At 70.3% G+C, this 24678-nt stretch carries 23 protein-coding genes; 8 read left to right on the top strand and 15 right to left on the bottom strand.

All coding sequences use genetic code 11. The features are described 5' to 3' along the window. Position 1: 1 nt before the first annotated feature. The 5 genes from glcE to QE399_RS07530 all read right to left on the bottom strand — a co-directional run bounded on the left by glcE (position 2) and on the right by QE399_RS07530 (position 4658). Positions 2 to 1123: a glycolate oxidase subunit GlcE gene (gene glcE, locus QE399_RS07550; RefSeq protein ID WP_309827664.1), complete on the bottom strand. Its 1122-nt coding sequence runs from the start codon at positions 1121 to 1123 to the stop codon at positions 2 to 4. 92 nt (positions 1124 to 1215) lie between these two features. Continuing rightward, positions 1216 to 2199 carry an SMP-30/gluconolactonase/LRE family protein gene (locus tag QE399_RS07545; RefSeq protein WP_309827661.1) on the bottom strand — a complete coding sequence of 328 codons (984 nt, stop codon included), beginning with the start codon at positions 2197 to 2199 and terminating at the stop codon, positions 1216 to 1218. A 500-nt stretch (positions 2200 to 2699) separates the two neighbouring features. After that, positions 2700 to 4118 carry an ammonium transporter gene (locus QE399_RS07540; RefSeq protein ID WP_309827659.1) on the bottom strand — a complete coding sequence of 473 codons (1419 nt, stop codon included), beginning with the start codon at positions 4116 to 4118 and terminating at the stop codon, positions 2700 to 2702. A 38-nt stretch (positions 4119 to 4156) separates the two neighbouring features. Further along, positions 4157 to 4495 carry a P-II family nitrogen regulator gene (gene glnK, locus QE399_RS07535; RefSeq protein ID WP_309827658.1) on the bottom strand — a complete coding sequence of 113 codons (339 nt, stop codon included), beginning with the start codon at positions 4493 to 4495 and terminating at the stop codon, positions 4157 to 4159. 40 nt (positions 4496 to 4535) lie between these two features. After that, on the bottom strand, positions 4536 to 4658 hold the full coding sequence (locus QE399_RS07530; protein WP_309827656.1) for a hypothetical protein: 123 nt from the start codon (positions 4656 to 4658) through the stop codon (positions 4536 to 4538). 220 nt (positions 4659 to 4878) lie between these two features. Here QE399_RS07530 and QE399_RS07525 point away from each other — a divergent pair, with 220 nt between their 5' ends. Both QE399_RS07525 and QE399_RS07520 read left to right on the top strand, forming a co-directional pair. Further along, a complete protein-coding gene (locus QE399_RS07525) occupies positions 4879 to 6432 on the top strand; it encodes a YifB family Mg chelatase-like AAA ATPase (RefSeq protein ID WP_309827655.1) in 1554 nt (517 codons plus the stop codon). A gap of 79 nt (positions 6433 to 6511) precedes the next feature. Continuing rightward, positions 6512 to 8347 (top strand): methyl-accepting chemotaxis protein, encoded by a 1836-nt coding sequence (locus tag QE399_RS07520; protein ID WP_309827653.1) that lies wholly within the window; start codon positions 6512 to 6514, stop codon positions 8345 to 8347. 120 nt (positions 8348 to 8467) lie between these two features. On the opposite strand, the gene QE399_RS07515 is transcribed toward QE399_RS07520, so the two are convergent. Then, positions 8468 to 9271, bottom strand: coding sequence for an SDR family NAD(P)-dependent oxidoreductase (locus tag QE399_RS07515; protein WP_309827651.1), 804 nt, complete (start codon positions 9269 to 9271; stop codon positions 8468 to 8470). 113 nt (positions 9272 to 9384) lie between these two features. On the opposite strand from QE399_RS07515, the gene QE399_RS07510 reads away from it, so the two are divergent. Next, positions 9385 to 10347 (top strand): LysR family transcriptional regulator, encoded by a 963-nt coding sequence (locus tag QE399_RS07510; protein WP_309827650.1) that lies wholly within the window; start codon positions 9385 to 9387, stop codon positions 10345 to 10347. Here QE399_RS07510 and QE399_RS07505 read toward each other — a convergent pair. Further along, positions 10314 to 11156 (bottom strand): AraC family transcriptional regulator, encoded by an 843-nt coding sequence (locus QE399_RS07505; protein WP_309827648.1) that lies wholly within the window; start codon positions 11154 to 11156, stop codon positions 10314 to 10316. The genes QE399_RS07510 and QE399_RS07505 overlap by 34 nt on opposite strands. 123 nt (positions 11157 to 11279) lie before the next feature. Here QE399_RS07505 and QE399_RS07500 point away from each other — a divergent pair, with 123 nt between their 5' ends. Together QE399_RS07500 and QE399_RS07495 are read left to right on the top strand one after the other, a co-directional pair. After that, a complete protein-coding gene (locus QE399_RS07500) occupies positions 11280 to 11708 on the top strand; it encodes an organic hydroperoxide resistance protein (RefSeq protein WP_309827646.1) in 429 nt (142 codons plus the stop codon). Positions 11709 to 11752: 44 nt separating this feature from the next. Next, entirely contained in the window at positions 11753 to 12715 is a 963-nt protein-coding gene (locus QE399_RS07495; protein WP_309827644.1) for an alpha/beta fold hydrolase, read from the top strand. A gap of 58 nt (positions 12716 to 12773) precedes the next feature. Here QE399_RS07495 and QE399_RS07490 read toward each other — a convergent pair whose 3' ends face one another. The 4 genes from QE399_RS07490 to QE399_RS07475 form a co-directional block, all read right to left on the bottom strand. Next, positions 12774 to 13526: an ABC transporter ATP-binding protein gene (locus QE399_RS07490; protein WP_309827642.1), complete on the bottom strand. Its 753-nt coding sequence runs from the start codon at positions 13524 to 13526 to the stop codon at positions 12774 to 12776. Beyond that, positions 13523 to 14305: an ABC transporter ATP-binding protein gene (locus QE399_RS07485; RefSeq protein ID WP_309827640.1), complete on the bottom strand. Its 783-nt coding sequence runs from the start codon at positions 14303 to 14305 to the stop codon at positions 13523 to 13525. Before QE399_RS07485 ends, QE399_RS07490 begins: the two co-directional genes overlap by 4 nt. Continuing rightward, entirely contained in the window at positions 14302 to 16212 is a 1911-nt protein-coding gene (locus QE399_RS07480) for an ABC transporter permease (protein ID WP_309827637.1), read from the bottom strand. Before QE399_RS07480 ends, QE399_RS07485 begins: the two co-directional genes overlap by 4 nt. A 116-nt stretch (positions 16213 to 16328) precedes the next feature. After that, entirely contained in the window at positions 16329 to 17522 is a 1194-nt protein-coding gene (locus QE399_RS07475) for an ABC transporter substrate-binding protein (RefSeq protein WP_309827635.1), read from the bottom strand. 300 nt (positions 17523 to 17822) lie between these two features. Between QE399_RS07475 and QE399_RS07470 the strand changes: the two genes are divergently transcribed. After that, positions 17823 to 18596, top strand: a complete 774-nt coding sequence (locus QE399_RS07470; RefSeq protein WP_309827632.1) for a ferredoxin--NADP reductase — start codon at positions 17823 to 17825, stop codon at positions 18594 to 18596. A 128-nt stretch (positions 18597 to 18724) separates the two neighbouring features. Here QE399_RS07470 and QE399_RS07465 read toward each other — a convergent pair whose 3' ends face one another. Then, positions 18725 to 19468 (bottom strand): outer membrane lipoprotein, encoded by a 744-nt coding sequence (locus QE399_RS07465; protein WP_309827630.1) that lies wholly within the window; start codon positions 19466 to 19468, stop codon positions 18725 to 18727. A gap of 202 nt (positions 19469 to 19670) precedes the next feature. On the opposite strand from QE399_RS07465, the gene QE399_RS07460 reads away from it, so the two are divergent. Then, positions 19671 to 20570 (top strand): DUF72 domain-containing protein, encoded by a 900-nt coding sequence (locus tag QE399_RS07460; protein ID WP_309827629.1) that lies wholly within the window; start codon positions 19671 to 19673, stop codon positions 20568 to 20570. A 12-nt stretch (positions 20571 to 20582) separates the two neighbouring features. Here QE399_RS07460 and QE399_RS07455 read toward each other — a convergent pair whose 3' ends face one another. Further along, a complete protein-coding gene (locus QE399_RS07455; protein ID WP_309827627.1) occupies positions 20583 to 21569 on the bottom strand; it encodes a YihY/virulence factor BrkB family protein in 987 nt (328 codons plus the stop codon). 136 nt (positions 21570 to 21705) lie between these two features. Between QE399_RS07455 and QE399_RS07450 the strand changes: the two genes are divergently transcribed. Beyond that, entirely contained in the window at positions 21706 to 22266 is a 561-nt protein-coding gene (locus tag QE399_RS07450; protein ID WP_309827625.1) for a shikimate kinase, read from the top strand. Positions 22267 to 22387: 121 nt separating this feature from the next. On the opposite strand, the gene QE399_RS07445 is transcribed toward QE399_RS07450, so the two are convergent. After that, positions 22388 to 24037 (bottom strand): GMC family oxidoreductase, encoded by a 1650-nt coding sequence (locus QE399_RS07445; RefSeq protein ID WP_309827623.1) that lies wholly within the window; start codon positions 24035 to 24037, stop codon positions 22388 to 22390. A gap of 3 nt (positions 24038 to 24040) precedes the next feature. Then, positions 24041 to 24661, bottom strand: coding sequence for a sugar dehydrogenase complex small subunit (locus tag QE399_RS07440; RefSeq protein ID WP_309827621.1), 621 nt, complete (start codon positions 24659 to 24661; stop codon positions 24041 to 24043). Positions 24662 to 24678: the final 17 nt, after the last annotated feature.

The following is a 24678-nucleotide window of genomic DNA, read 5'->3' as shown; positions in this document are numbered from 1 at the left end:
GCTACCAGCTGCCGCCCATGCGGCCCGGGTTGAACACGCCGGCCGGATCAAAGGCCTGCTTGAGCCGCGCGTGGATCTGCGCCAGGGCCGCGGATTGCGCATCAAAAACCACGCCATCGCCCGTCCTCTCTGCGCCATCAGCTATGAAAAGAGAAGCACTTCCACCCACCTGGCGCGCGGCCTCCTGCAGGGCTGCGGCCTGCGCCACGGGCGCCTGCACCCAGCGCAGCGCGCCGTGCCACTCCACCAGCGGCGGCGCCACGCCGGCCGGCAGGGCCAGCACCGGCGCCGTGGCCGGCACCGACACACGCCACAGCGCATGGCCGGGGCGCGCGGTCCGGTCGGCGAACCAGGGCAGCGTGTGGTCACGGCAGGCGTTCCAGTCGGGCGCGACCACCGCGTTGTCCTGCCGTTCGCCGCCCATGCTGCGGCAGGCGGCCTCTACGGCGGCGGTGGCGCCGCGCAGGCGCACGTAAAGGATGCCGCTGCCGCTGCTTCCATCGTCCACCCAGCAGCTGGCGTTGAGCGGCAGCGGCTGCCCGCCCCAGGCGTGCAGCTGGCGCAGCGCATCGGCCTGGCCGTAAGCAAAGCGCAGCGTGGCCTCGGCCGGGGGCACGGGCAGCACCTTGAGGCTGACCTCGGTGATGACCCCCAGCGTGCCCCAGGCGCCGGCCATGAGGCGCGAGACGTCGTAGCCGGCCACGTTCTTCATCACCTGGCCGCCGAAGCGCAGCAGCTCGGCACGGCCGTTGACCAGCTCCAGCCCCAGCACGTAGTCGCGCACCGCGCCCACGCTGGCGCGGGCCGGGCCGGAGAGCCCTGCGGCGACCATGCCGCCCACCGTGGAGCCCGGGCCGAAATGCGGCGGCTCGAAGGGCAGGCACTGGCCTTGCTCGGCCAGCAGCGCCTCCAGGTCGGCCAGCGGGGTGCCGGCGCGCACGGTCACCACCAGCTCGCTCGGCTCGTAGCTGACCACGCCCTGCAGCGCCCGCGTATCGAGCACCTCGCCCTGCAGCGCCGCGCCATGGAAATCCTTGGTGCCGCCGCCGCGGATGCGCAAGGCGGTCTGCGATGCGATGCTGGCGCGCACGCGCTCGATGGTCTGGCTGAGGGCTGAATCCATGGTTGCATGGTACTGCCGGGCCCTCGGCCGGCGGCCACCGCGCCCCTTGAATTTTTTGAACGGGCGGCGTGAGCTACGCCCTGCCCCGGCGGTCAGCCCGCCGCGCGCCCGTCCTCGAACCAGGCGACGGGCAGGCCCGGCACGTCCACGCGCAGCGCGAACACGCAGCCCGACTGCGGCAGCTCGGCCAGCTCGTGCGCCGGCCGGCCCTCGCGCGCCGAGGTCACGTACAGCGTGCGGCCATCGTCCCCGCCCAGGCAGGGCATGGTGGGGCAGCGCACGGGCAGGGCGATGTCGGCCAGCACCTCGCCCGCGGGCGACAGGCGCTGCACGCGGCCGCCCTCGTACAGCGCGCACCAGTAGGCGCCCTCGGCATCGACGGCCGCGCCGTCCGGGCGGCCGCCGTAGCCGGGCTGGCCGGGTTTCCAGCCGGCCGGCTTGGGATCGAACCGGCGCAGCACGCGGGGCTCGCCCACCGGCTCGCGGTCGGCATTGCACTCCCACGCGCGCACCGCGTGCGCCGGCGTGTCGCTCCAGTACAGCGTGGCGCCGTCGGGCGACCAGGCCAGGCCATTGGCCGTGGCCACGCCATCGAGCACCTTGCGCACCGTGGCGGCGCCGGGGCCGCGGGCATCCACGCAGTACAGCGCACCCACGGGCTGGCGCGGCCCCTCGGTCGGCTCGTGCACCGTGCCCACCCAGAAGCGGCCGAGCGCGTCGCACTTGCCGTCGTTGGCACGCTGCGTGGCCGGGTCAAACGGCAGGTCGGCGATGGGCTCCAGCGCGCCGCCCCACGTGCGGGCGCGGAAGATGCCGGCACGCAGCGCGATGACGAAGCCGTCCGGCGCGCCGGCCCGGCGTGCGGGCGCCATGCACCCGGGTTCGGTGGGCATGGCCCAGCGGTCGACGGGGCCGCTGGCCGGGTCCAGCCGCAGCAGCGCGCGGCCGGCAATATCCACCCAGTACAGCCGGCGCTCGTCCGGATGCCAGAACGGCGACTCGCCCAGTTGCGACGGCTCGGTGGTGGCGCGGGTCCAGGCCGCGGGCGTCTGCGGGTCGGTGGATCGTGGGTGCATGGCCTGATTATTCGCACCCCGCGCCCTGCGCGCGTCGGACAAGCCGCAGTGTTGCGCAGGGCCTTAGCCCGGGCAACACTGGGGGGCGCAGCGCGGGCGGGCCTGCGCAGGGCTCAGAACGTGTTTACGATCTCCCAGGGGCCGCGCAGCGGCGTTTGCGGGAGGGGATGCAAAGCGCGGCGCGCAGTGGATAGCTCGGCTATCCACAAGCGCTGCAACGCCGCAGACCGCCCGCAAACGCCACTGCCCGAAGGGTTGGAGCGAAATCGGGCGATTGAACGCCTCAAATGCTTGCATGGGCATGAGCCCGTGCGGCGCATCCGAGACATCCACTCATCCCGATTGCGCTCCAACGCGGCCCCTGTGAGATCGTAAACACGTTCTCAGGGAGCACACAAAAAAAGGGCCCGCCTTGCGGGCGGGCCGAATGTCCAGAGGAGTAACTCGCTAGCGTTATTCCCGCTGCGGTGCCACCAGACACCGCAGCGGTCTTGCAAGGCTCAACGGTGGTAGGCCGTCTCGCCGTGCGAAGTGATGTCCAGGCCTTCGCGCTCGGCCTCTTCGCTGACGCGCAGGCCCACCAGCAGGTCGGCGATCTTGTAGGCGATGAACGCCACGACGCCAGACCACACGATGGTGAACAGTACGCTCTTGATCTGCACCCAGACCTGGGCACCCATGTTGAAGGTGTCGGGGGTCAGGCCGCCCGTGCCGCCCAGGCTCTGCGAGGCAAACACACCGGTCAGGATGGCACCCAGGATGCCGCCCACGCCGTGGACACCGAACACGTCGAACGCGTCGTCGGCACCCAGCATGCGCTTGAGGCCACCCACACCCCACAGGCAGACCACGCCGGCCAGCAGGCCCAGCACGATGGAGCCCATCGGGCCGACGAAGCCGGCGGCAGGGGTCACGGCCACGAGGCCGGCCACGGCACCGGAGGCGGCGCCCAGCATGGAAGCCTTGCCCTTGGACAGGGCTTCACCGGCGATCCACGACAGCGTGGCAGCCGCGGTGGCCAGCACGGTGTTCACGAAGGCCAGGCCGGCACCGGCGTTGGCCGCACCGGCGGAGCCGGCGTTGAAACCGAACCAGCCCACCCACAGCAGCGAGGCACCAACCATGGTCAGCGTCAGCGAGTGCGGCGTGAAGGCTTCCTTGCCGAAGCCGATGCGCTTGCCGATCACATAGGCGCCCACCAGGCCGGCGATACCGGCGTTGATGTGCACCACGGTGCCGCCGGCGAAGTCCAGCGCGCCGTCGGCTGCCAGCAGGCCGCCGCCCCACACGATGTGGGCCATGGGCACGTAGCTGAAGGTAAACCACAGCACCGAGAAGATGAGCACGGCAGCGAACTTGATGCGCTCGGCGAACGAGCCCACGATCAGCGCCACGGTGATGGCGGCGAACGTGCCCTGGAACGCGATGAACACGTATTCGGGGATGGTCGTCAGCGCGCCGAAGGTTTCCTGGTTCACACCCTTGAGGAAGACCTTCTCGAAGCCGCCGTAGAACTTGCCTTCGCCCGAGAACGCCAGGCTGTAGCCGTAGATGGCCCACAGCAGCGAGATCAGCGAGAAGATCACGAACACCTGCATCAGCACGGACAGCATGTTCTTCGAGCGGCCCAGGCCGCCGTAGAACAGGGCCAGGCCAGGGATGGTCATCAGGATGACCAGCAGCGTGGAGGTCAGCATCCAGGCGGTGTCGCCGGAGTCGATCTTGGGGGCGGGCGCGGCGGCAGGGGCTGCCTCAGGCGCTGCTGCGGTTGCGGCTGCAGGGGCTGCTGCGGCGGGAGCCTCGGCAGCGGGGGCCGTCACGGCGGCAGGTTCGGAAGCGGCCGGCGCCTGGGCCAGCGTGGCGGTGCCGGCGCCCATCAGGCTCAGCCCCAGGATGAAGGAAGCAACTAGTTTTTTCATGGCGATACTCTTTGTCGTATTCGAAGACCGTCGCGCCCTTACAGGGCTTCCTTGCCGGTTTCACCGGTGCGGATGCGGACCACCTGTTCGAGGTGGCACACGAAAATCTTGCCGTCGCCGATCTTGCCGGTGCGGGCGGCCCCCTCGATGGCCTCGATGACGCGCTCGACCAGGTCATCGGACACCGCGGCTTCGATCTTCACCTTGGGCAGGAAGTCGACCACGTACTCGGCGCCGCGGTAGAGCTCGGTATGGCCCTTCTGGCGGCCGAAGCCCTTCACCTCGGTCACGGTGATCCCTTGGACTCCAATGTCCGACAGGGCTTCGCGCACCTCGTCAAGCTTGAAGGGTTTGATGATGGCTGTCACCATTTTCATTTGCGGTTCCTCCGATGGGGCGCCGTGCGCCCACTGTGACTTACAGGGTGTTGGCGAGCGTGACGATGAGCGGTTGCCGGTCCACGCTGCGGCGAAGCGGCGGCTGGGCCGGGCTCATGCCGGGCCGGGCAGCGCTTTCGGGCAGGGTGGATGGGCTTCTCATGGTCTCTCCAGGGCTTGTAAACAGGCGTCCGACAGCCACAAAGCATGGACCGTGCCATGCGGCAGGTCAGAGGCCCGGGCAGACCGAGCAGGTACAGTCCGGTGGTGGGCTCGCGGTTACACCGAACGCACGCCGACACAAGTTGCACAAATTTGGTGCAGATGGGCCGCCGCTGGCACGCCCCTGCGCACCACGCACCGACCTGGGGAGGACGCGGAAGATGAGTCTCGCTTTGGTGCAGAGCCGGGCCCTGCTCGGCCTGCAGGCGCCGCCCGTCGCGGTGGAGGTGCATCTGGCCAACGGCTTGCCGAGCTTCACGCTCGTCGGCCTGGCCGAGGTCGAGGTCAAGGAGGCACGCGAGCGCGTGCGCTCCGCGCTGCAGACCACGGGGCTGGAATTCCCCTCGAACAAGAAGATCACCGTCAACCTGGCCCCGGCCGACCTGCCCAAGGATTCCGGCCGCTTCGACCTGCCCATCGCGCTGGGCATCCTGGCTGCCAGCGGGCAGATCGACGCGGCCCGGCTCGCGGGCTATGAGTTCGCCGGGGAGCTGTCGCTGTCGGGCGAGCTGCGCCCCGTGCGCGGCGCCCTGGCCACCAGCCTGGCCCTGCGCGCGCAGGCGATCCCCGCACGCATGGTGCTGCCGCCGCTCAGCGCGGAGGAGGCGGCGCTGGTGCCGGGAGCCGAGGTCTACCGCGCGCGCCATCTGCTGGACGTGGTGCGGCAATTCCTGCCACCGGGCAGCGGCGCGCAGCAAGCCGCCCCGGACGGCGGCACGGACGCCGGCTGGTGCCGGATGCAGCCCACCGCCCCGCCCCCCTCGGCGCCCAGCGCCGACCTGGCCGACGTGAAGGGCCAGGCCAGTGCCCGCCGGGCCCTGGAGATCGCTGCGGCCGGCGGCCATGGTCTGCTGCTGGTGGGACCGCCCGGATCCGGCAAATCCATGCTGGCCCACCGCTTCGCCGGCCTGTTGCCGCCCATGACGGTGGACGAGGCGCTGGAGAGTGCTGCGGTCGCCAGCCTAGCGGGGCGGTTCACGCCCGGCCTATGGATGCACCGAAACACGAGCCATCCGCACCACACCTGCAGCGCGATTGCGCTCGTCGGCGGCGGCTCGCCGCCGCGTCCGGGCGAGATTTCGCTGGCCCACGAGGGCGTTCTGTTCCTCGATGAGTTTCCCGAGTTCGCCCGCACGGCCCTGGAGGCCCTGCGCGAGCCGCTGGAGACCGGGCGCATCACCATCGCGCGTGCGGCGCAGCGGGCGGAGTTCCCGGCACGCTTCCAGCTGGTCGCGGCGATGAACCCCTGCCCCTGCGGCTTCCTGGGGTCCACCCAGCGCGCCTGCCGCTGCACGCCCGACCAGGTCGCGCGCTACCAGGGCAAGCTGAGCGGGCCGCTGCTGGACCGCATCGACCTGCATGTGGAAGTACCCGCCCTGCCGACCGATGAGCTGCTGGCCGCTTCGCCCGGCGAATCCACCGCCACCGTGCGCGAACGCGTGGTGGCCGCCCGGGGGCGCGCGATGGCGCGCCAGGGCAGCACCAACCAGGCCCTGCAGGGCCGGCAGATCGACGAGCATCTGGCGCTGCAGGACGCGGCCGCCCACTTCCTGCGCACGGCCGCCACGCGGCTGGCCTGGTCGGCGCGCAGCACGCACCGCGCGCTGAAGGTGGCCCGCACCATCGCCGACCTCGCGGGCGCCGCGCACATCGAGCCGGCCCACGTGGCGGAGGCGGTGCAGTACCGCCGGGTGCTGCGCAGCCTGCCGCACTGAACTTCCATGGGGCGGGCCTGCGCGCAAGAGCGTGCCCCGCCCCCCACCCATCCCTCTGCGAACTACCGGAAAAGTCCCCATGAAAAACCTCAGAATCGGCGTCCGCCTCTCCGGCGGATTCGCCCTCGTCCTGCTGCTGATGGCCCTGATGACGGCTGTCGGCGTATGGCAGGTGCGCGATGTCGCACAGGCCAGCAGCGCCATGACGCAGCAGCCCCTGGCCATGGAACGCATGATCAGCGACTGGTACCGCTACGTGTACAGCGCGGCGCGGCGCACCTCGGCCATCGTCAAGAGTTCGGACCCGTCCCTGGCGCAGTTCTTCGCGGCCGATGCCGCCACCACGACCAAGGAGGCGGCCGAGCTGCAAAAGCGCATCGAAGTGCTGCTTTCGTCGCCCGAAGAGAAGGCGCTGTGGGCCGATATCCAGCGCGCGCGCGGCACCTACCTCTCGTCGCGGGACCAGGCGGTGAAGGCCAAGACGGACGGACAGGCCGACGAAGCCGAACGGCTGCTCACCCAGGTCTTCCTGCCGGCCACCGACCAGTACACGGCGCTCATCCAGAAGCTGCTGGAGATGCAGCGCGCCAGCATCGACGCCACGGCCCGTGACATCGACACCGCGGCCGACGAAAGCCGCAACTGGCTGATGGTGCTGGGCCTGCTGGGCGTGGCGCTGGGCGGCGCCTGCGCCTGGTGGCTGACGGTGGGCATCACGCGCCCGCTGTCGCAGGCCGTGCGTGTGGCGCGCGCCGTGGCCTCCAGCGACCTGACCAGCCAGGTGCAGGTCGACAGCGCGGACGAAACCGGCCAGCTGCTGCAAGCGCTCAAGGACATGAACGCCAGCCTGGCGCAGGTGGTGGGCCGCGTGCGCTCGGGCACCGACAGCATCGCCACCGCCTCCAGCCAGATCGACGCCGGCAACCAGGACCTGTCTTCCCGCACCGAGGAGCAGGCCAGCTCGCTGCAGCAGACCGCGGCGTCGATGGAAGAGCTCACCAGCACCGTGCGGCAGAACGCCGACAACGCGCGCCAGGCCAACCAGCTGGCATCGTCCGCGGCCGCGACGGCCGTGCAGGGCGGCCAGGTGGTGGCGGGCGTGGTGGACACCATGGGCGCCATCAATGCGTCCAGCCGCAAGATCGCCGACATCATCGGCGTGATCGACGGCATCGCCTTCCAGACCAACATCCTGGCGCTGAACGCGGCCGTGGAAGCGGCCCGTGCAGGTGAGCAAGGCCGGGGCTTTGCCGTGGTGGCGGGCGAGGTGCGGGCGCTGGCAGGCCGGTCGGCCGCGGCGGCCAAGGACATCAAGGGCCTGATCGGCGACTCGGTGGCCAAGGTGGAGGAAGGCTCGCAGCAGGTGGCCGAGGCCGGCCGCACCATGGATGCCATCGTGCAGAGCGTGCAGCGCGTGAGCGACCTGGTGGCCGAGATCACCGCGGCCAGCCAGGAACAGAGCACTGGCATCGACCAGGTGCACCAGGCCATCTCGCAGATGGACACCGTCACGCAGCAGAACGCGGCGCTGGTGGAAGAAGCCGCCGCGGCCACGGGCTCGCTCAAGGCCCAGGCCAGCCAGCTGTCGGCCGCGGTGAGCGTGTTCCGCATCGACGCCAGCCAGGCCGTCGCGCGCCCGGCCGCGGCGCCGGCGGTGCCCGGGATCGCTTCGCCGGCGGCGGCGGCAGCAGCGCCCCGCCCTGCGGCCCTGCGCAGCCCCGCACCGCAGTCCGTCCAGGCGCCCAAGGCATCGGCCGCCCCGGCACCCAGGGCCCCGGCGGCCACCCCGCCGGCGCGCACGCTGGCGGCACCGGCCCGCTCCGCCCCACCGGTCGCGTCTGCACCCTCGGCCCCGGCCCCGCCCGCGGCTTCCACGGCGCCCCGCCGCAACGACGACGACTGGGAAACCTTCTGATCCGCGGGGCGGTCACACCGCCCATACAGAACGCTACATTATTGATAGCTAACAGCGCTTTCCAGATAAGCGCTGCAGCCCTAAAACACCCTGAATTCGGAGCGCTACACGCTCCGGGCCTCAGACGAACATGCCGCCCGACGCCTCGATGCGCTGCGCGTTCACCCAGCCCGTGCCCGGCTGCAGCAGCGCCGCGATCACGCCGCCGATGTCGTCCGGCAGGCCCACGCGGCCCAGCGCCGTCTGCCCGGCGATGAAGGCGTTGAGCTGCGCGTTGTCGCGCACGGCCCCGCCGCCGAAGTCGGTCTCGATCGCCCCCGGAGCCACCACGTTCACCGCGATGCCGCGCGCGCCCAGCTCCTTGGCCAGGTAGCGCGTCAGCACCTCCACCCCGCCCTTCATGGCCGCGTAGGCGGCGTAGCCCGGCAGCGCGAACCGCGCCAGGCCCGAGGACACGTTCAGGATGCGCCCGCCGTCGTTCATCAGCGGCAGCAGCTTCTGCGTCAGGAAGAACACGCCCTTGAGGTGGATGTTGACCATGTCGTCGAACTGCGCCTCGGTCGTTTCCATGAAACCGGCATGCACGCCGACGCCGGCGTTGTTCACCAGGAAGTCGAAGCGTTCGCGTTGCCAGTGGCGCGCCAGCGCCTCCCGCACCTGGCCGGCGAAGTCGGCAAAGGTGGCGCTTTGGGCCACGTCCAGCGGCAGCGCCACGGCGCGGCGGCCCAGGGCCTCGATCTCGGCCACCACGGCCTGCGCCTCGGCGGCCTGGCTGCGGTAGGTGAGGATCACATCGGTACCGGAACGCGCCACATGCAGCGCTGCATTGCGGCCCAGGCCGCGGCTGGCGCCGGTGATGAGGGCGATGGGCGGATGGCGACCGGCATCGGTGGCGGCAGGGGAAGAGGCGGCGGTAGAGGCCATGGCGAAATCCTTTCAGGTGCGTGGGAAGAGGAAGCGATGGACTGGAGTCTATTGACGTATCAGCAGTCCATAAATCCCGCAAAATCGATCACATCGTTCACACCACCCGAACAATGAACCCCTTCGACCGCATGCAGATCTTTGTCCGCGTGGCCGAGCTGGCCAGCTTCACGCAGGCCGCCGAGGCGCTGGGCATCCCCAAGGGCAGCGCCTCCACCGCCGTGCAACAGCTGGAAGCGCAGCTGGGCACGCGCCTGCTGCACCGCACCACGCGCCGCGTGCAGCCCACCCAGGACGGACAGGCCTACTACGAGCGCTGCAAGGATCTGCTGGCCGACGTGGACGATCTGCAGTCCATGTTCCAGCACGCCGAGGGCGCCGGCGGCCTGCGCGGGCGGGTGCGCATCGACATGTCCACGGGCATGGCGCGCAACGTGGTTGTGCCGCGGCTGCCCGCGCTGATCGCGCGCCACCCGGCGCTGGAGGTGGAGCTGAGCAGCACCGAGCGCCGCGTGGACGTGGTGCGCGAGGGTTTCGACTGCGTGCTGCGCACCGGCGCGGTGGTGGACAGCAGCCTCATCGCCCGCCCGCTGGGCCTGGCCCGGCTCGTCAACTGCGTGAGCCCGACCTACCTGCGCGACCATGGCGCGCCCCGCACGCTGGCCGACCTGGCCGGCCACCGGCTGGTGCACTTCGTGAACACGCTGGGCGCACGCTCCACCGGCTTCGAAGCGCTGGTGGACGGCGCGCTGGTCTCAACGCCCATGCCAGGCGCGCTCACGGTCAACAACGCCGAGGCATACATGGCCGGCTGCCTGGCCGGGCTGGGCATCATCCAGGTGCCTCGCCTGGGGGTGGTGGACCTGCTGGCGCGCGGCGAGCTGGTGGAGGTGCTGCCGCAATACGCCGCTCCGCCCATGCCGCTCACGCTGATGTATGCGAACCGCCGCAACCTGCCGCGCCGCGTGCGCACGGTGATGGACTGGCTGGCGGAGGTGGTGGCCGCGCACCTGGCCGAGGATGGCGCGCCCGCGCCCCCGCTTCAGCCCCCGCCGGCGGCCGCCACCGCCACCTGACTCTTCCACTGCCGGGGCGATTGCCCCGCGTGCGCCTTGAACGCACGCGAGAGCGCGGCCTCGCTGCCGTAGCCCACCTCGGCGGCGATCAGCTTGAGCGGCCGCCCGCGCTGCAGCGCCTTCTGCGCCAGCCCGATCCGCCAGCCCTGCAGGTACTGCCCCGGCGTCAGCCCGACCGTGTCGCGGAAGGTGCCGGCAAACACGGTGCGCGACATGCCCGCCGCCTGCGCCAGCTGGTCCAGCGTCCAGTCCTGCTGGGGCGCCTCGTGCATCGCCACCAGCGCGCTGCGCAGGCGCGGGTGCGAGAGGCCGGACAGCAGGCCGCCCTGTACCGCGCCGCTTTCCATCAATTGGCGCAGGACCTGGATCATCACCACCTCGAACAAACGCTCGACCAGGGCGACGCGCCCGCAGCGCTGCTCGAAAGCCTCCTCGAACAGCAGCGACAGGATGGGCTCCGCGCCGGCGATCGCGTCGAGCGGCAGGCAGACCACATCGGACAGGGCCGATGCGATCGGGTTGCCCGCACCGCCTTCGAAGGAGAGATTGGCGCACACCATGTCCGCGCCGTGCTCCGGGTCGGTCACGAAGCGGTGCGTGAGCGGCCGCGGGAACAGCAGCAGGCTCGGCTGCCGGACCTGCAGCACCTCGGTGGCGTGACGCACCTCGACGGCGCCGCTGCGCACCAGGTGCATCTGCCCGCGCGCGCCATCGCTTTCCAGCTGGTTGATCCCGCACAGCGCTCCGGCATTGAACACCTGCGCATGCACGGGGAAGTGCGCCATCAAGGCAGCCAGTCGATCGGCCATTCCGAACTCCAAGTCAATTTTTCCGAACTTTACATCACCTATGGTTCGGCCCGGGCGCGCAAACTACATCTCACCGGGCGATACCCGCCCGCCTCTCTCAACCCCCTTCAAGGAGTCTTCGCCATGTCCATCGAAAAAGTTCTGTACGCCGCCACCGCCACCGCTACCGGAGGCCGCGAAGGCCGCGCCACCTCTGCCGACGGCGTGCTGAACGTGCAACTGTCCACGCCCCGCGAACTGGGCGGCGCCGGTGGCCCCGGCACCAACCCCGAGCAGCTGTTCGCGGCCGGCTATTCGGCCTGTTTCCTGGGCGCGCTGAAGTTCGTGGCCGGCCAGCAGAATGTGGCCCTGCCGGCCGCCACCACCGTCACCGGCAAGGTCGGCATCGGGCAGATCCCCACGGGCTTCGGCATCGAGGCGCAGCTGACCATCGCCGCCCCCGGCCTGGACCGGAGCACGCTGCAGGCGCTGGTGGACCAGGCCCACATCGTCTGCCCCTATTCCAACGCCACCCGCGGAAACATCGACGTCGCGCTCGTCATCGCCGACTGACCCGCCCAGCCCCGTCCCACCCACACCGACAGGAAACACACGCCATGAACTTCTCTCGCCGCCTCTTCACCGCCCCGCTGCTCGCCGTCGCCCTGCAGGCCGCCTTCTCCGCACAGGCAGCCCCCGCCGCCCAGCCCTCCGCCCCGGCCCGCGCAACCGCCCAGGCCACCGTCGAAGGCAACTACATCGTCACCCGCGACAACTTGCGGCTGTACTACAAGGACTGGGGCCCGAAGAACGGCCCGGTCGTCACCTTCAGCCACGGCTGGCCGCTGAATGCGGACAGCTGGGAATCGCAGATGATCTTCCTGGCCTCGCAGGGCTACCGCGTGGTGGCGCATGACCGCCGGGGCCATGGCCGCTCTAGCCAGCCTTGGGACGGCAACGACATGGACCACTATGCCGACGACCTGGCGGCCGTGATCGAAGCGCTGGACCTGAAGGACATCACCGCCGTGGGCTTCTCCACCGGCGGCGGCGAGGTGGCGCGCTACATCGGCCGCCACGGCACGGCGCGCGTCAAGAAGGCCGTGCTGGTCAGCGCCGTGCCCCCGCTGATGCTGCGCACCGCCGACAACCCCGGCGGCCTGCCCATCGAGGTCTTCGACGGCCTGCGCAAGGCATCGCTGGAGAACCGCTCGCAGCTGTACCTGGACCTGGCCTCCGGCCCGTTCTACGGCTACAACCGCCCGGGCGCCCAGAAGTCGCAGGGGCTGATCGACAGCTGGTGGGCACAGGGCATGCAGGCCGGCCACAAGAACACGTACGACTCCATCGCCGCGTTCTCGGCCACCGACTTCCGCGCCGACCTGAAGAAGTTCGACGTGCCCACGCTGGTGATCCATGGCGACGACGACCAGATCGTGCCCATCGGCGTCTCGGGCCAGGCCTCGGCCGCGCAGATCAAGGGGGCGCAGCTCATCGTGTACCCGGGCGCGCCGCACGGCCTGACCGATACGCACAAGGACCGCTTCAACCAGGACCTGCTGAACTTCCTGAAGAAGTGAAGTGAAGGGACGTGAGCCAGCGGCGCGGCGCCTCGCCCGATGGCCCGCGCCGCGGCGCTCACACGCCCAGGTACAGGCGCCGCGCCACGGCATCGGCCGCCAGGTCGGCCATGGACGCGGCGTGCACGATCTGGCCTTTTTCCAGCACGTAGGCGCGGTCGGCCACCGCCTCGGCCAGGGCCAGGTTCTGTTCGCACAGCAGGATGCCAATGCCCTGGCTCTTCAGCTGCAGGATGGTCTGCGCCATCTGCTCCACGATGATCGGCGCCACGCCCTCGGAAGGCTCGTCCAGCAGCACCGCCAGCGGCTGGCCCATCAGCGTGCGGGCCACGGTGAGCATCTGCTGCTCGCCGCCGCTCATGCGCCCGCCGGGGCGGCGGGGCATCTCGCCCAGGTTGGGAAACAGGGCGAAGAGCCGCTCGGGCGTCCAGACCGGCGCGGCGCTGCCGTCGGGCCAGCGGCGCGCGGGCTGGCGGCCCACCTCCAGGTTCTCCAGCACGGTCAGGTCGGTGAAGATGCGGCGCTCTTCCGGCACGTAGCCCAGACCGAGGCGCGCGATCTGGTGGGGCGCCAGGCGGGACACACCGCGGCCCATGAAGCGCACGGCGCCCTCGCGGCGCTGCAGCAGCGCCGCGATGCCTTTCAAGGTGGTGGACTTGCCTGCGCCGTTGCGGCCCATCAGTGCCACGACCTCGCCGCGCCCTACCTCCAGGCTGACGCCGAACAGGATCTGCGCCGCGCCGTACCAGGCGTTCAGGCCTTCGACCTGCAGCAGCGGCGCATCGCCGTTCGCGGGGGTGGCAACACTCATGGCATGGCTCCTTGCGCGACGGGCTTGCGTTCGCCGATGCGGCCGGTGCCCAAGTAGGCGGCCTGCACCTGCGGGTCGCCCTGGATGGCGGCGGGCGGGCCTTCGGCCAGGATGCGGCCGCGCACCAGCACCAGCACGCGGTCGGCATGCTGGAAGACCACATCCATGCTGTGCTCGGTGAACAGCACGCCCATGCGGCGCTCCTGCGCCAGCTCGCGCGTGAGCGCCATCAGCGCCAGGCGCTCGGCGGGCGCCATGCCGGCGGTGGGCTCGTCCATCAGCAGCAGGCGCGGCGCGTGCGCCAGCGCCATGGCCAGTTCCACGCGCTTGACGTCGCCGTAGGCCAGCGCGCTGCAGGGCCGCGCCGCCTGCGCGCGCATGCCCACCCGCTCCAGCAGCGCCAGCGCGTCGTCCACGCGGTGGGCGTGGGCCGGGCGCCAGAAGCTGAATACCCGGCGGTCGGCCGACTGCAGCGCCATCTGCACGTTCTGCAGCACGGTGAGCGAGGCGAAGGTCTCGGCGATCTGGAAGGTGCGACCCACGCCGCGCCGCCAGATAGCGCGCGGCGGCAGGCCGGCGATGTCCTGCCCGTCGAGCTGGATGCGGCCCGCGTCCGGCGCGAGCTGCCCGCCCACCATGTTGAAGGTGGTGGACTTGCCGGCGCCGTTGGGGCCGATGAGCGCCAGCAGCTCGCCGGGCGCCAGGCTGAAGCCCACGCCGTCCACCGCGCGCACGCCGCCGAAGGCCTTGGACAGGCCGGAGACCTGCAGCAGGCTCATGGCGAGCCCTCCGGCTTTACTACTTTTTTGATAGCTAGATGCGCTTTCACCATCTGCGCAAACCCCGAAATTCCCTGTGGAAACAGCAGCACCAGCAGCAGGATGGTGGCGCCCAGCAGCGCGCGCCAGTAGTCGGTGTGGCGGGCGATGGTGTCGTGCAGCCAGGTGAAGGTGGCCGCGCCCACCAGCGGACCGGAGAGCGCTTGCACGCCGCCCAGGAGCACCATCACCAGGCCGTCCACCGAGCGGCCGACGGACAGCGCCTCGGGCGACACGCCGCCCTTGGAGAGCGCATACAGCGCGCCCGCCAGCCCGGCGAAGAGCCCGGCCACCACGAAGGCCGCCCAGCGCAGCCGGTGCACGTCGATGCCGAGGGCATCGGCCCGCAGTGCCGAGTCGCGCGCCGCGCGCAGCGCCATGCCGAAGGGCGCATGCAGCAGGCGCCGCAGCACGAACACACCCCCCGCCACCCACGCCAGCGTGAGCAGGTAGAACGCCGGCCCCTCGGCCAGCCAGCCCTGCGGCCACACGCCGGTGATGCCGTTGCTGCCGCCCGTGAACGCATCCCACTGGAAGGCGATGGCCCAGGTGATCTGCGCGAAGGCCAGCGTGAGCATGGCCAGGTACACGCCCGACAGCCGCACGCAGAACCAGCCGTAGAGCACCGCGAACGCCCCCGCCACCAGCGGCGCCAGCAGCAGCGCAACCTCCACCGGCCAGCCCGCCGCACGCACCAGCAGCGCCGCGGCATACGCGCCCACGCCGAAGTACGCCGCATGGCCGAACGAGTGCATGCCGCCCGGGCCCATGATGGCGTGCAGGCTGGCGGCGAACAGCGCGGCCACCAGCAGGTCCTGCACCAGCACCGTGGCATACGGCCAGGCGCCGGCCGCCACGGGCAGCAGCGCCAGAACGACCACGCCGGCCACCCAGGCGCCGCGTGCCCAGCGGCCCGAGGGCTGCAGCGGCGCCTCGGCCTCGGTGGCCACGCGCACCGGCGCCTGCGGCCGCCCGAGCAGGCCCCACGGCCGCCAGACCAGCACGGCCGCCATCACCAGGAACTCCACCACCAGCGTGAGGCGCGGGAACGCGATGCTGAAGCCCGCCACCTCCACCACGCCCAGCCAGATGCACACGGCCTTCAGCTCGGCGATCAGCAGCGCCGCCACGAAGGCCCCCGGGATCGACCCCATGCCCCCCACGACGACGACGACGAAGGCCGCGCCGATGGTGTTCAGGTCCAGCTCCAAGCTGGCGGGCTCGCGCGGCAGCTGCAAGGCGCCGCCCAGGCCGGCCAGCAGCGCGCCCAGCGCGAACACCGCCGTGAACAGCCAGGCCTGGTTCACGCCCAGGGCGCCGACCATCTCGCGGTCCTGTGTGGCGGCGCGCACCAGCGTGCCCCAGCGCGTGCGGTGCAGCAGCAGCCACAGCAGGGCCAGCACCACGGGGCCGACGGCGATCAGGAACAGGTCGTAGGCCGGGAAGCGCCGCCCCAGCAGTTCCACGGCACCCTCCAGCCCCGGCGCGCGCGGGCCGAACAGCTCCTCCGGTCCCCAGAGCCACAGCGCGGCGTCCTTGATGACCAGCACCAGGGCGAAGGTGGCCAGCAGCTGGAACAGCTCGGGGGCGCGGTAGATGCGGCGCAGCAGCGCCACCTCCACCAGCGCGCCCAGCGAGGCCACCCCCAGCGGTGCGAGCAGCAGCGCGGGCCAGAACCCCAGCACCCCGCCCAGGCCCTCGACCAGCGCATAGGCCGCATAGATGCCGAGCATGTAGAACGAGCCGTGCGCGAAGTTGACGATGCGCATCACGCCGAAGATCAGCGACAGCCCCACAGCCACCAGGAACAGCGTGGAGGCGCCGGCCAGTCCGTTCAGCAGCTGCAGCAGCAGGCCGGAGAAATCCATCGGGTCAGTCTTTCACACAGCGGTCGCGGCGCCGCACAGCGGGCCGGTATCCGCAGGGCCGCGAAGGTCCAACCAGCCGCCGCTGCGGGGCGGTCCGGGCGGGTTGCACGACAAGGTCAGGAGTCTTTGCGCAGCGCCTTCACCTGCGCGTCGGTCGGCTGGAACCTGGCACCGTCCTGGTACTTGAAGTCCACCATCACGCCCTTGCCGCCGTCATTCTTCGTGCGGCCTACATAGGCGCCCATGGTGGACTGGTGGTCCTGCGCGCGGTAGGTGATGGGGCCGAAGGGCGTTGCCACCTGCAGGCCGCGGAAGGCGGCGATGAGCTTCTCGGTGTCGGCCGAGCCGGCTTTCTTCAGGCCCGCGGCCACCGACAGCATGGCGTTGTAGCCCACCACCGAGCCGGCGCGGGGGTAGTCGTTGAAGCGCTTGCGGTAGGCGTCGAGGAAAGCCTGGTGCTCGGGCGTCTGGATGGCGTACCAGGGATAGCCGGTGACGACCCAGCCGTCCGGCGTCTCGCCCTTGAGGGTGTCCAGGTACTCGGGCTCGCCCGACAGCAGGCTCACGACGCCCTTGCCCTGGAACAGGCCGCGCGTGTTGCCCTCGCGCACGAACTTGGCGAGGTCGGCCGCGAACAGCACGTTGAAGATGCCCTCCGGCTTGGCGTCCTGCAGCGCCTGCACCACGCTGCCCGCGTCCACCTTGCCCAGGGGCGTGGCCTGCTCGGCGACGAACTCCACGTCCGGCTGCGCGGCCTTCAGCAGCGTCTTGAAGGTCGCCACGGCGGACTGGCCGTATTCGTAGTTGGGGTAGACGATGGCCCAACGCTTCTTCTTCATCGCCGCGGCCTCGGGCACCAGCATGGCCACCTGCATGTAGGTGGAGGGGCGCAGGCGGAAGGTGTAGCGGTTGCCGTTTTCCCACACGATCTTGTCGGTGAGCGGCTCGGCGGCCAGGAAGAACACTTTCTTCTGCTTGGCGAAGTCGGTCAGCGCCAGGCCCACGTGCGACAGGAAGCTGCCGGTGAGCACGTCGATCTTCTCGCGCGCCAGCAGTTCCTCGGCGGCGCGCACCGCGTCGCCGGGGTTGCCGTTGTCGTCGCGCGTGACCAGTTGCAGCTTCCTGCCGGCCACGCCGCCCGCCGCGTTGACCTGCTCCACGGCCAGCTCCATGCCCTTCTTGTAGGGCTCCAGGAAGGCGGGCTGCGCCTTGTAGCTGTTGATCTCGCCGATCTTGAAGACGGCCTGGGCATGGCTCCATCCGGCGGTCAGGGCCAGGGCGGCAACGGTGAGTCGGGCGGTCAATTGCATGGTTTCTTGTCCTCGCGCATAAGCATCTGCGGCGATGAAATGTACCTTCGCCGCCAGTTTGCCCGACAATCGCAGGGTTTGCCCGCATGGCAGGGGGCAGCCAGCACCCGCTCTCGGCGCGGGAACCGGTGTCGTCGACGACGCGCCACGGACCTGGACGGCAGCCGGCAGCCACTGCGCTCGCAGGCTGCGATTGCCAGCTTATTCCCGTGGCGCATATCAATGCCGCGACACTGGCGCCACCGGCCCTGCCCCTGACGGCTTCCTCCGTTTGTTCATCTTCTCTTCTGGCACCCATCCATGAGCGCTTTTCTCGAAGAACGCGTCCTGACCGTTCACCACTGGACCGACCGGCTTTTCTCCTTCACCACCACGCGGGACCCGGCCCTGCGCTTCTCCAACGGCCACTTCACGATGATCGGCCTGAAGGTGAACGGCAAGCCCCTGCTGCGCGCGTACTCCATCGCCAGCCCCAACTACGAAGAGCACCTGGAGTTCCTGTCGATCAAGGTGCCCGACGGCCCGCTGACGTCCAAGCTGCAGAACATCCAGGTCGGCGACACCATCATCGTCGGCAAGAAGCCCACCGGCACGCTGCTGATCGACTACCTGCTTCCCGGCAAGAACCTGTACCTGATCGGCACCGGCACCGGCCTGGCCCCCTGGCTGGCCGTGGCGCGCGACCCCGAAACGTACGAGCGCTTCGACAAGGTGGTGGTGGTGCACGGCGTGCGCCAGGTGGAAGAACTGGCCTACCAGGAGCTGTTCGAAAAGGAACTGCCCGGCCATGAATTCCTGGGCGACATCGTCAAGGACAAGCTGATCTACTACCCCACGGTGACGCGCGAGCCCTTCCGCAACCAGGGCCGCATCACCGACCTGGTCGAGAACGGCACCTTCCCCGCCAACATCGGCCTGCCCCCGCTGGACCCGGCCAACGACCGCGTGATGCTCTGCGGCAGCCCCGCCATGCTGGCCGACCTGAAGGAGATGCTGGAGAAGCGCGGCTTCAACGAAGGCAACACCAGCACGCCCGGCGACTTCGTCGTGGAACGCGCCTTCGTCGAGAAGTAAACGCAGCGCAGGTGGCGTGGGCATGCGCCCTGCGCACGCCCACGAAAAAGGGGTGGAGCCTTCGAAGGCTCCACCCCTTTTTTTTCTTTCAAGGTGACGGCTGCAGAGCCCCGCGCTGCAGGCGGCGGTCAGTAGCCCGTATCGGCCACGCGCACCGGCTGGGGTGCATTGCTGCGGGCACCACCGCCGGTGTCCACGCGGAAGTTGCGGCCCTCCACGCGCATCGGCGTGCCTTCGGCCACCGGCTGGGCCCGCGTGAACGTGCGCACCGAGCCGTCATCCATGCGCACGCGCATCTGGTAGACCGTGTTGGTGCGGGTGCGCTGCTCCACGGTGTGGCCCAGGTAGCCCCCGCCCACGGCGCCGGCCACCGTGGCGACCGTGCGGCCGGAGCCCTTGCCCACCTGGTTGCCCAGCAGGCCGCCGATCACGCCGCCAGCCACGGCGCCCACGCCCGTGGCGGGGGCGGCCTGCTGCACGGCCTGGACCGATTCGACACGCCCGCAGGTGGAGCAGACCGGGGCCTGCGAAACGACCTGCTGCGACTGGCCGTAAGGCGCCACGGGCTCGCCATACGAGGCCTGGCTGGGCGCCCGCGACGGTGCCGGGTTGCGCGGCGTGACCGCCGCGGCCGGTGCCAGGCTCTGCGCCTGCCCCTGCGGCGCTGCCGCGAGCTGCTGCGCGGTGGGCGCAGCCGCCGCATCGGCCGCAGTGGGGCCGTTGCCACGGTTCTGCATGACGAGGGTGGCGCCGAGCGCCAGCACGCTCACACCCAGGGCGCCTACGGCGGCCCAGAGCCACTTGGTGGAGGCGCCGGCCGGCATCGCCGAAGAGGTGCCCGCCACGGAATTGGAACGAACGATCAGACTCATGATGAATTCCTTTTTAGAGTTCTGGCCGGCAGGTTACAAGCGCAGGGGTCGAACATCTCCTAAGGCTCTGTAAAGCTGGTAAGCACCTGTTGACGCCCCTTGAGGCGATCGAAGAGGGGCCGCCCTCCCTGTGGCAGACGGCCTACACCGGGGCGCGCCGCGTGCGGACAGGGCAGGCCGTTGCGACGCACACACTGCCTGCATGACGGCACAAATCCGCATCGGCATCTCGGGCTGGCGCTATGCGCCCTGGCGCGGCGGCTTCTACCCGAAGGGCCTGGTCCAGGCGCAGGAACTGGCATACGCCTCGCGGCAGCTCCCCGCCATTGAGCTCAATGGCTCCTTCTATGCGCTGCAGCGTCCGAACAGCTATGTCCAGTGGGCCGCCGACACGCCCGAGGGCTTTGTCTTCACCGTGAAGGCGCCGCGCTACATCACGCACATCCTGCGGCTGCGCGACGCCCGGGCAGCCGTGGCCAACTTCTTCGCCTCCGGCCTGTTCGCGCTGGGCCCCAAGCTCGGGCCGGTCCTGTGGCAGCTGCCGCCCAGCCTGGCCTTCGATGCCGAGCTGCTCGACACCTTCCTGGCACAGCTTCCCCACGACACCGAAGCCGCTGCGGCGCTGGCGCAGGAGCGCGAGCCGCGCATGCGGGGCAAGGAACTGCTCACCCCGCCGCAGCCGGCCTGGCGCCTGCGGCATGCGCTGGAGGTACGGCATGACAGCTATTGCCACCCGGAGTTCGTAGACCTCCTGCGCCGGCACCGCGTCGCCCTGGTGGTGGCCGATACCGGCGGGCGCTGGCCCGAGGTGGGCGATGTGACGGCCGACTTCCTCTACCTGCGGCTGCACGGTGCCCAGCAGCTCTATGCCAGCGGCTACAGCGACGCGCAGCTCGCGCACTGGGCTGACCGCATCCGTGCCTGGGCCGCGGGAGGCGACGCGCCGGGCATCGGACGGCTTTCGGAAAAGCCCGCGCCGCAACGCAGCGCCCGCAACGTGTTCTGCTTCTTCGACAACACCATGAAGATCCACGCGCCGCTCAACGCCCTGCGCCTGGCCGAGCAGCTGGGCCTGGGCACGCAGCTGCAGATCACGCGCTGAGGGTGCCGTGCCTCAGCGGGGCGCGGGCGCGGCCGTTCCGGCGTCGGCGCTGTCACCGCCGTCTGCCTTCGCGGCACGGGCGCGTTCGCGCTCCCGTTCGGACAGGCGCTGGCTGAACTCCTCGCGCGTCTCCTGCAGCGCCAGCGCGCAGCTGGCCGAGAACAAGAGCACGGCGGACGAGAAGAAGATCCACATCAGCAGCACCACCAGCGAGCCGGCTGCGCCATAGGCCGAAACCACGGCCGCGGTGGACAGGTAGAAGGCCAGGGCCTGCTTGCCCACGGTGAACAGGATGGCGCCCACTACAGCGCCGAAGACCAGGCAGCGCATGGGCGGCTTCGGCCCGCTGCCGATGCGCATCAGCCCGACGAACAGGGCCACGGCGATGCCGAAAGCCACCATCTCGTTGAGCAGCTGCAGCAGCGGCCCCGAGGCCGAAGGCAGGCTGGCGCTGGCCCAGGTGGACACCACCTTCACGGCGGTGGAGACCACCAGCGACACCAGCAGCAGGAAGCCGATGGCCAGCACATAAGCCAGCCCGCGCAATCGCAGGGAGGCCATGCGCCACCAGGCTTTGCTCTCGGGCGCCGGCTGGCCGCGCGACCACAGGCGCTCCAGGGCGGACTGCAGCTCGACGAACACGCCGGTGGCGCCGGACAGCAGCAGCACGAAGCCGACGATGGAGGCGATGCGCCCCTCCGACGGCTCCTGCGCGCTGGCCAATGCGAGGCGCACGGCGTCGGCGCCGCGTTCGCCCACGACGGCCTGCACCTGGGAAATGAGGTTCGATTCGAGATAGGACTTGTCGATCCACCAGCCCAGCACGCCCACCACCAGCAGCAGCAGCGGCGCCAGGCTCAGCATGCCGTAGAACGACATGGCCGCGCTCATGCGCAGGCCGTCCGCGTCCAGCCACAGGTTGACGGCGCGCACCAGCGGCATCACGGGTTGGACCAGGCGCTTCGCGTGTTCGGTCAGGCGTTCCAGGACAGGAGGCATGCCGCATTGTGGTCCGCGCCCACACGGGGCCGTGTCAGCGCAAGCCGACAGCACGGGCGGCATCGCAGGCCGCCCCGGCCCTTACACTGCTGCCCTCTCGCTCCCCCCCCCAAACCACGGACCACAGGACAGGAAGATGCAGACGCGCTGCGCATTGGTTGGCATGCCGGGCTCCGGCAAATCGACGGTGGGGCGCCAGTTGGCGCGCCGCCTGGGCGTGCCGTTCGTGGACATGGACCACCGGCTGGAGCAGGCGCTGGGCACCAGCATCCGGGCTTACTTCGAGCAGCACGGCGAAGCCGCCTTCCGCGACGAGGAAAGCCGTCTGCTGGCCGACATGGCGGCCCAGCCCGGTCCGATGGTGCTGTCCACCGGCGGCGGCATCGTGCTGCGCCCGGAGAACCGCACGGCGCTGCGCCAGTGCGGCCACGTGCTGTATCTGCGCGCCTCGCCCGACGACATCTACAAGCGCGTGCGCCACGACCAGGCGCGGCCGCTGCTGCAGGTGGCCAACCCGCTGGAGCGGCTGCGCGAGCTCTACGCCCAGCGCGACCCGCTGTACCGCGAGGCGGCGCAGTTCGTGATCGAGACCGGCCGGCCCACCGTGCACACGCTGGTTAACATGATCCTCATGCAGCTGGAGATGGCGCCCGCACCCGCAGCCGCCACGGCCGAGGGCACGCCGGCGCCGCAATGAAAATGAGAGCAGCCTGCGCCTGATATGCAAGGACTTCAGGCACAAATGGCACTGAATCCCAATATCCACGAGCGCAAGCAGCTCTTGATTCAATAGCACCCAAGCGCCCGGCCTGGCGCGCTCACACCTCCCGCAGCAGCTGGTGCGCGATGCGCAGGCTCAACGCCGCGCCGGTCAGCGTGGGGTTCATGCACGAGGCCGAGGGCATGACGCTGGTGCCGGCGATGAACAGGTTGGGATGGTCGTGCGTGCGGCAGTCGCGGTCCACCACCGAGTTCTTCGGGTCGTCGCCCATGATGGTCGTGCCCATGATGTGCTGGCGGTCCTGGTGGTTGGTGTCCATCTTCAGGATGTCGGCGTTCAGCAGGCCGGCCATGCGCTGCAGGTCGGTCACCGCGAAGTCGCGGCCGGCGTTCCAGTAGTCGTTCACGCTGTAGTAGATCTCGGGCACGGGGATGCCGATGGCGTCCTTCTTGGTCGTGCTGGGCACCACGCGGTTCTGCGGCTGCGCCTCGGTCTCGAAGTCCACGGCCACGTTCAGCGAGCGCGCCGACTGGCGGCGGATCTCGGCGTCCAGCTGGCTGCCCAGCACGCCCTTGGCGATGAGGCTGGAGGCGATCTGCGACGTGGTCACCGTGTTGCGGAACTTGGTCTTGTAGCTGGGGATGTCCTTGCGGAAGGCGCCGTCGCGGTAGTTCAGGTAGACCAGCAGCTCGGTCGGGCCCTGGCCCGGCCACACGTCCTCGTTCATCATGATGTTCATGCTGATGCCGGTGTGGCCCATCAGGTTGCGGCCCACCTGGTCGGACGAATTGGCGATGCCGTTCGGGTACTTCTCGGATGTCGACATCAGCAGCAGCTTGGGGCTCTCGATGCCGTACGCCGCCAGCACGAAGTGGCGCGCCGTGAGGCGGTGCGAACTGCCGTCGGGCTTCTTGTAGTGCACGGCCGTGATCTTGCCGTCGTCACCCGCTTCGATCCTGTAGACCACCGCGTTGTCGAGCAGCTGGGCGCCCGCGCGCTCGGCCACGTCGATGTGCATGGAGCCGTCGTACTTCGCGCCGATCGGGCAGACCGGGTTGCAGTTGTTGTTGCCCGCGCAGACGGGGCGGTTGCCGTAGGGCCGGCTGGCGCGGCCGTGCGGCTCCAGCACCGGGTGGTAGCCGCCGGGCTTGAGCATCTCGTCCATGCGCTGCATGAAGTACGGCACGTTGAAGCCCTTCATGGGGAAGGGCTTGGAACGCGGCGGGTGCGCCTCGCCCCCGTGGCCGCTTTCGTCCTGGCCGTCGTAGCCGGTCACGCCCAGCTCGGCCTCGGCTTCGCAGTAGTAGGGCTCCAGCTCGTCGTAGCCGATGGGCCAGTCACGGCCGCGGCCATAGAGCGTCTGGATCTTGAAGTCGTTGGGGATCATGCGCCACAGCGCCGAGCCGAAGTGCCAGGTCGTGCCGCCCACCACGCGCAGGTACTTGGTGGGGTACTTCACCGGGCCGGTCTGCTGCAGGTAGTCGCCGTAGGTGGACGGAATGTGCGGCGGGTTCGGGAAGGGCGAGCCCGCGCCCTGCAGCTTCATGTTGGCCAGCGAGAGCTTGACCGGCGCGTTGCGGAAGTTCTCGACGATGTCGGCGCGGCGCACGCGCGGGCCGGCTTCCAGAATGATCACGGACTTGCCGGCCTGGGCCAGCTTGGCGCCGATGAGGCCGCCCATGACGCCGGAGCCGATGACGATCAGGTCCGCGTCGTACTGCGTGCTGTGGTGGGTGCTGCTGCTCATCGCTTACGGGCTCTTCTTGGTGGGGTGTTGCGCGTCGCCTCCGGTGGCGTTGGGCACCGTGGAGACCGGGGGCTTGTGCCCCCATGAATCGGGGCCGCTGCCGTAGGTGGGAACGTCGAGGATGCCGGCCGTGGGGCGGTACATGAGGGCGTTGGCGTAGCTGATCAGCTCCGCATCGGCGTCTTCGCCCACGATGCCCAGGTACCAGGCCGAGACGATCTGCGTGGCCGTGGCGCGCAGGGCGGGGTCGAGGCCGGGCGCGGCCAGCAGCTCGTCCACATGCGTGAACCGGCCGTCTGCCACATGGCGCTGCAACCGGGCGGCGGCGGCGGCGAACTGCGGGTCATGCCGCCCCAGCGCCTCCTGGTAGCGCGCGGCCAGCGCGGCGGTGAGCGGCTGGCCGCCGGTCAGAAACTCCGACAGGCGCAGAAAGTCTTGCGACGCCGCGGCGGCTGCGAAGGCGTTGCTGGTGCCCAGCAGGGCCGGGCCGCCGAAGGCCAGGGCCACGCCGGCCACGGCGGCGCCGCCGATCAGCGTGCGACGCGAGATGCCGGCCGTTGCCGCCGTGGAGGCCACGGCTGACGACAGGGCAGAGAGGGAATGGGTAGGGTGATTCGACGTCATGGTCATCCATCTCCGGG

It is taken from the genome of Paracidovorax wautersii (assembly GCF_031453675.1).
Classification (GTDB): Bacteria; Pseudomonadota; Gammaproteobacteria; order Burkholderiales; family Burkholderiaceae_C; genus Paracidovorax.
The sequence above is the reverse complement of the archived record's forward strand: the minus strand, read 5'-3'. Positions and strand labels throughout refer to the sequence as shown.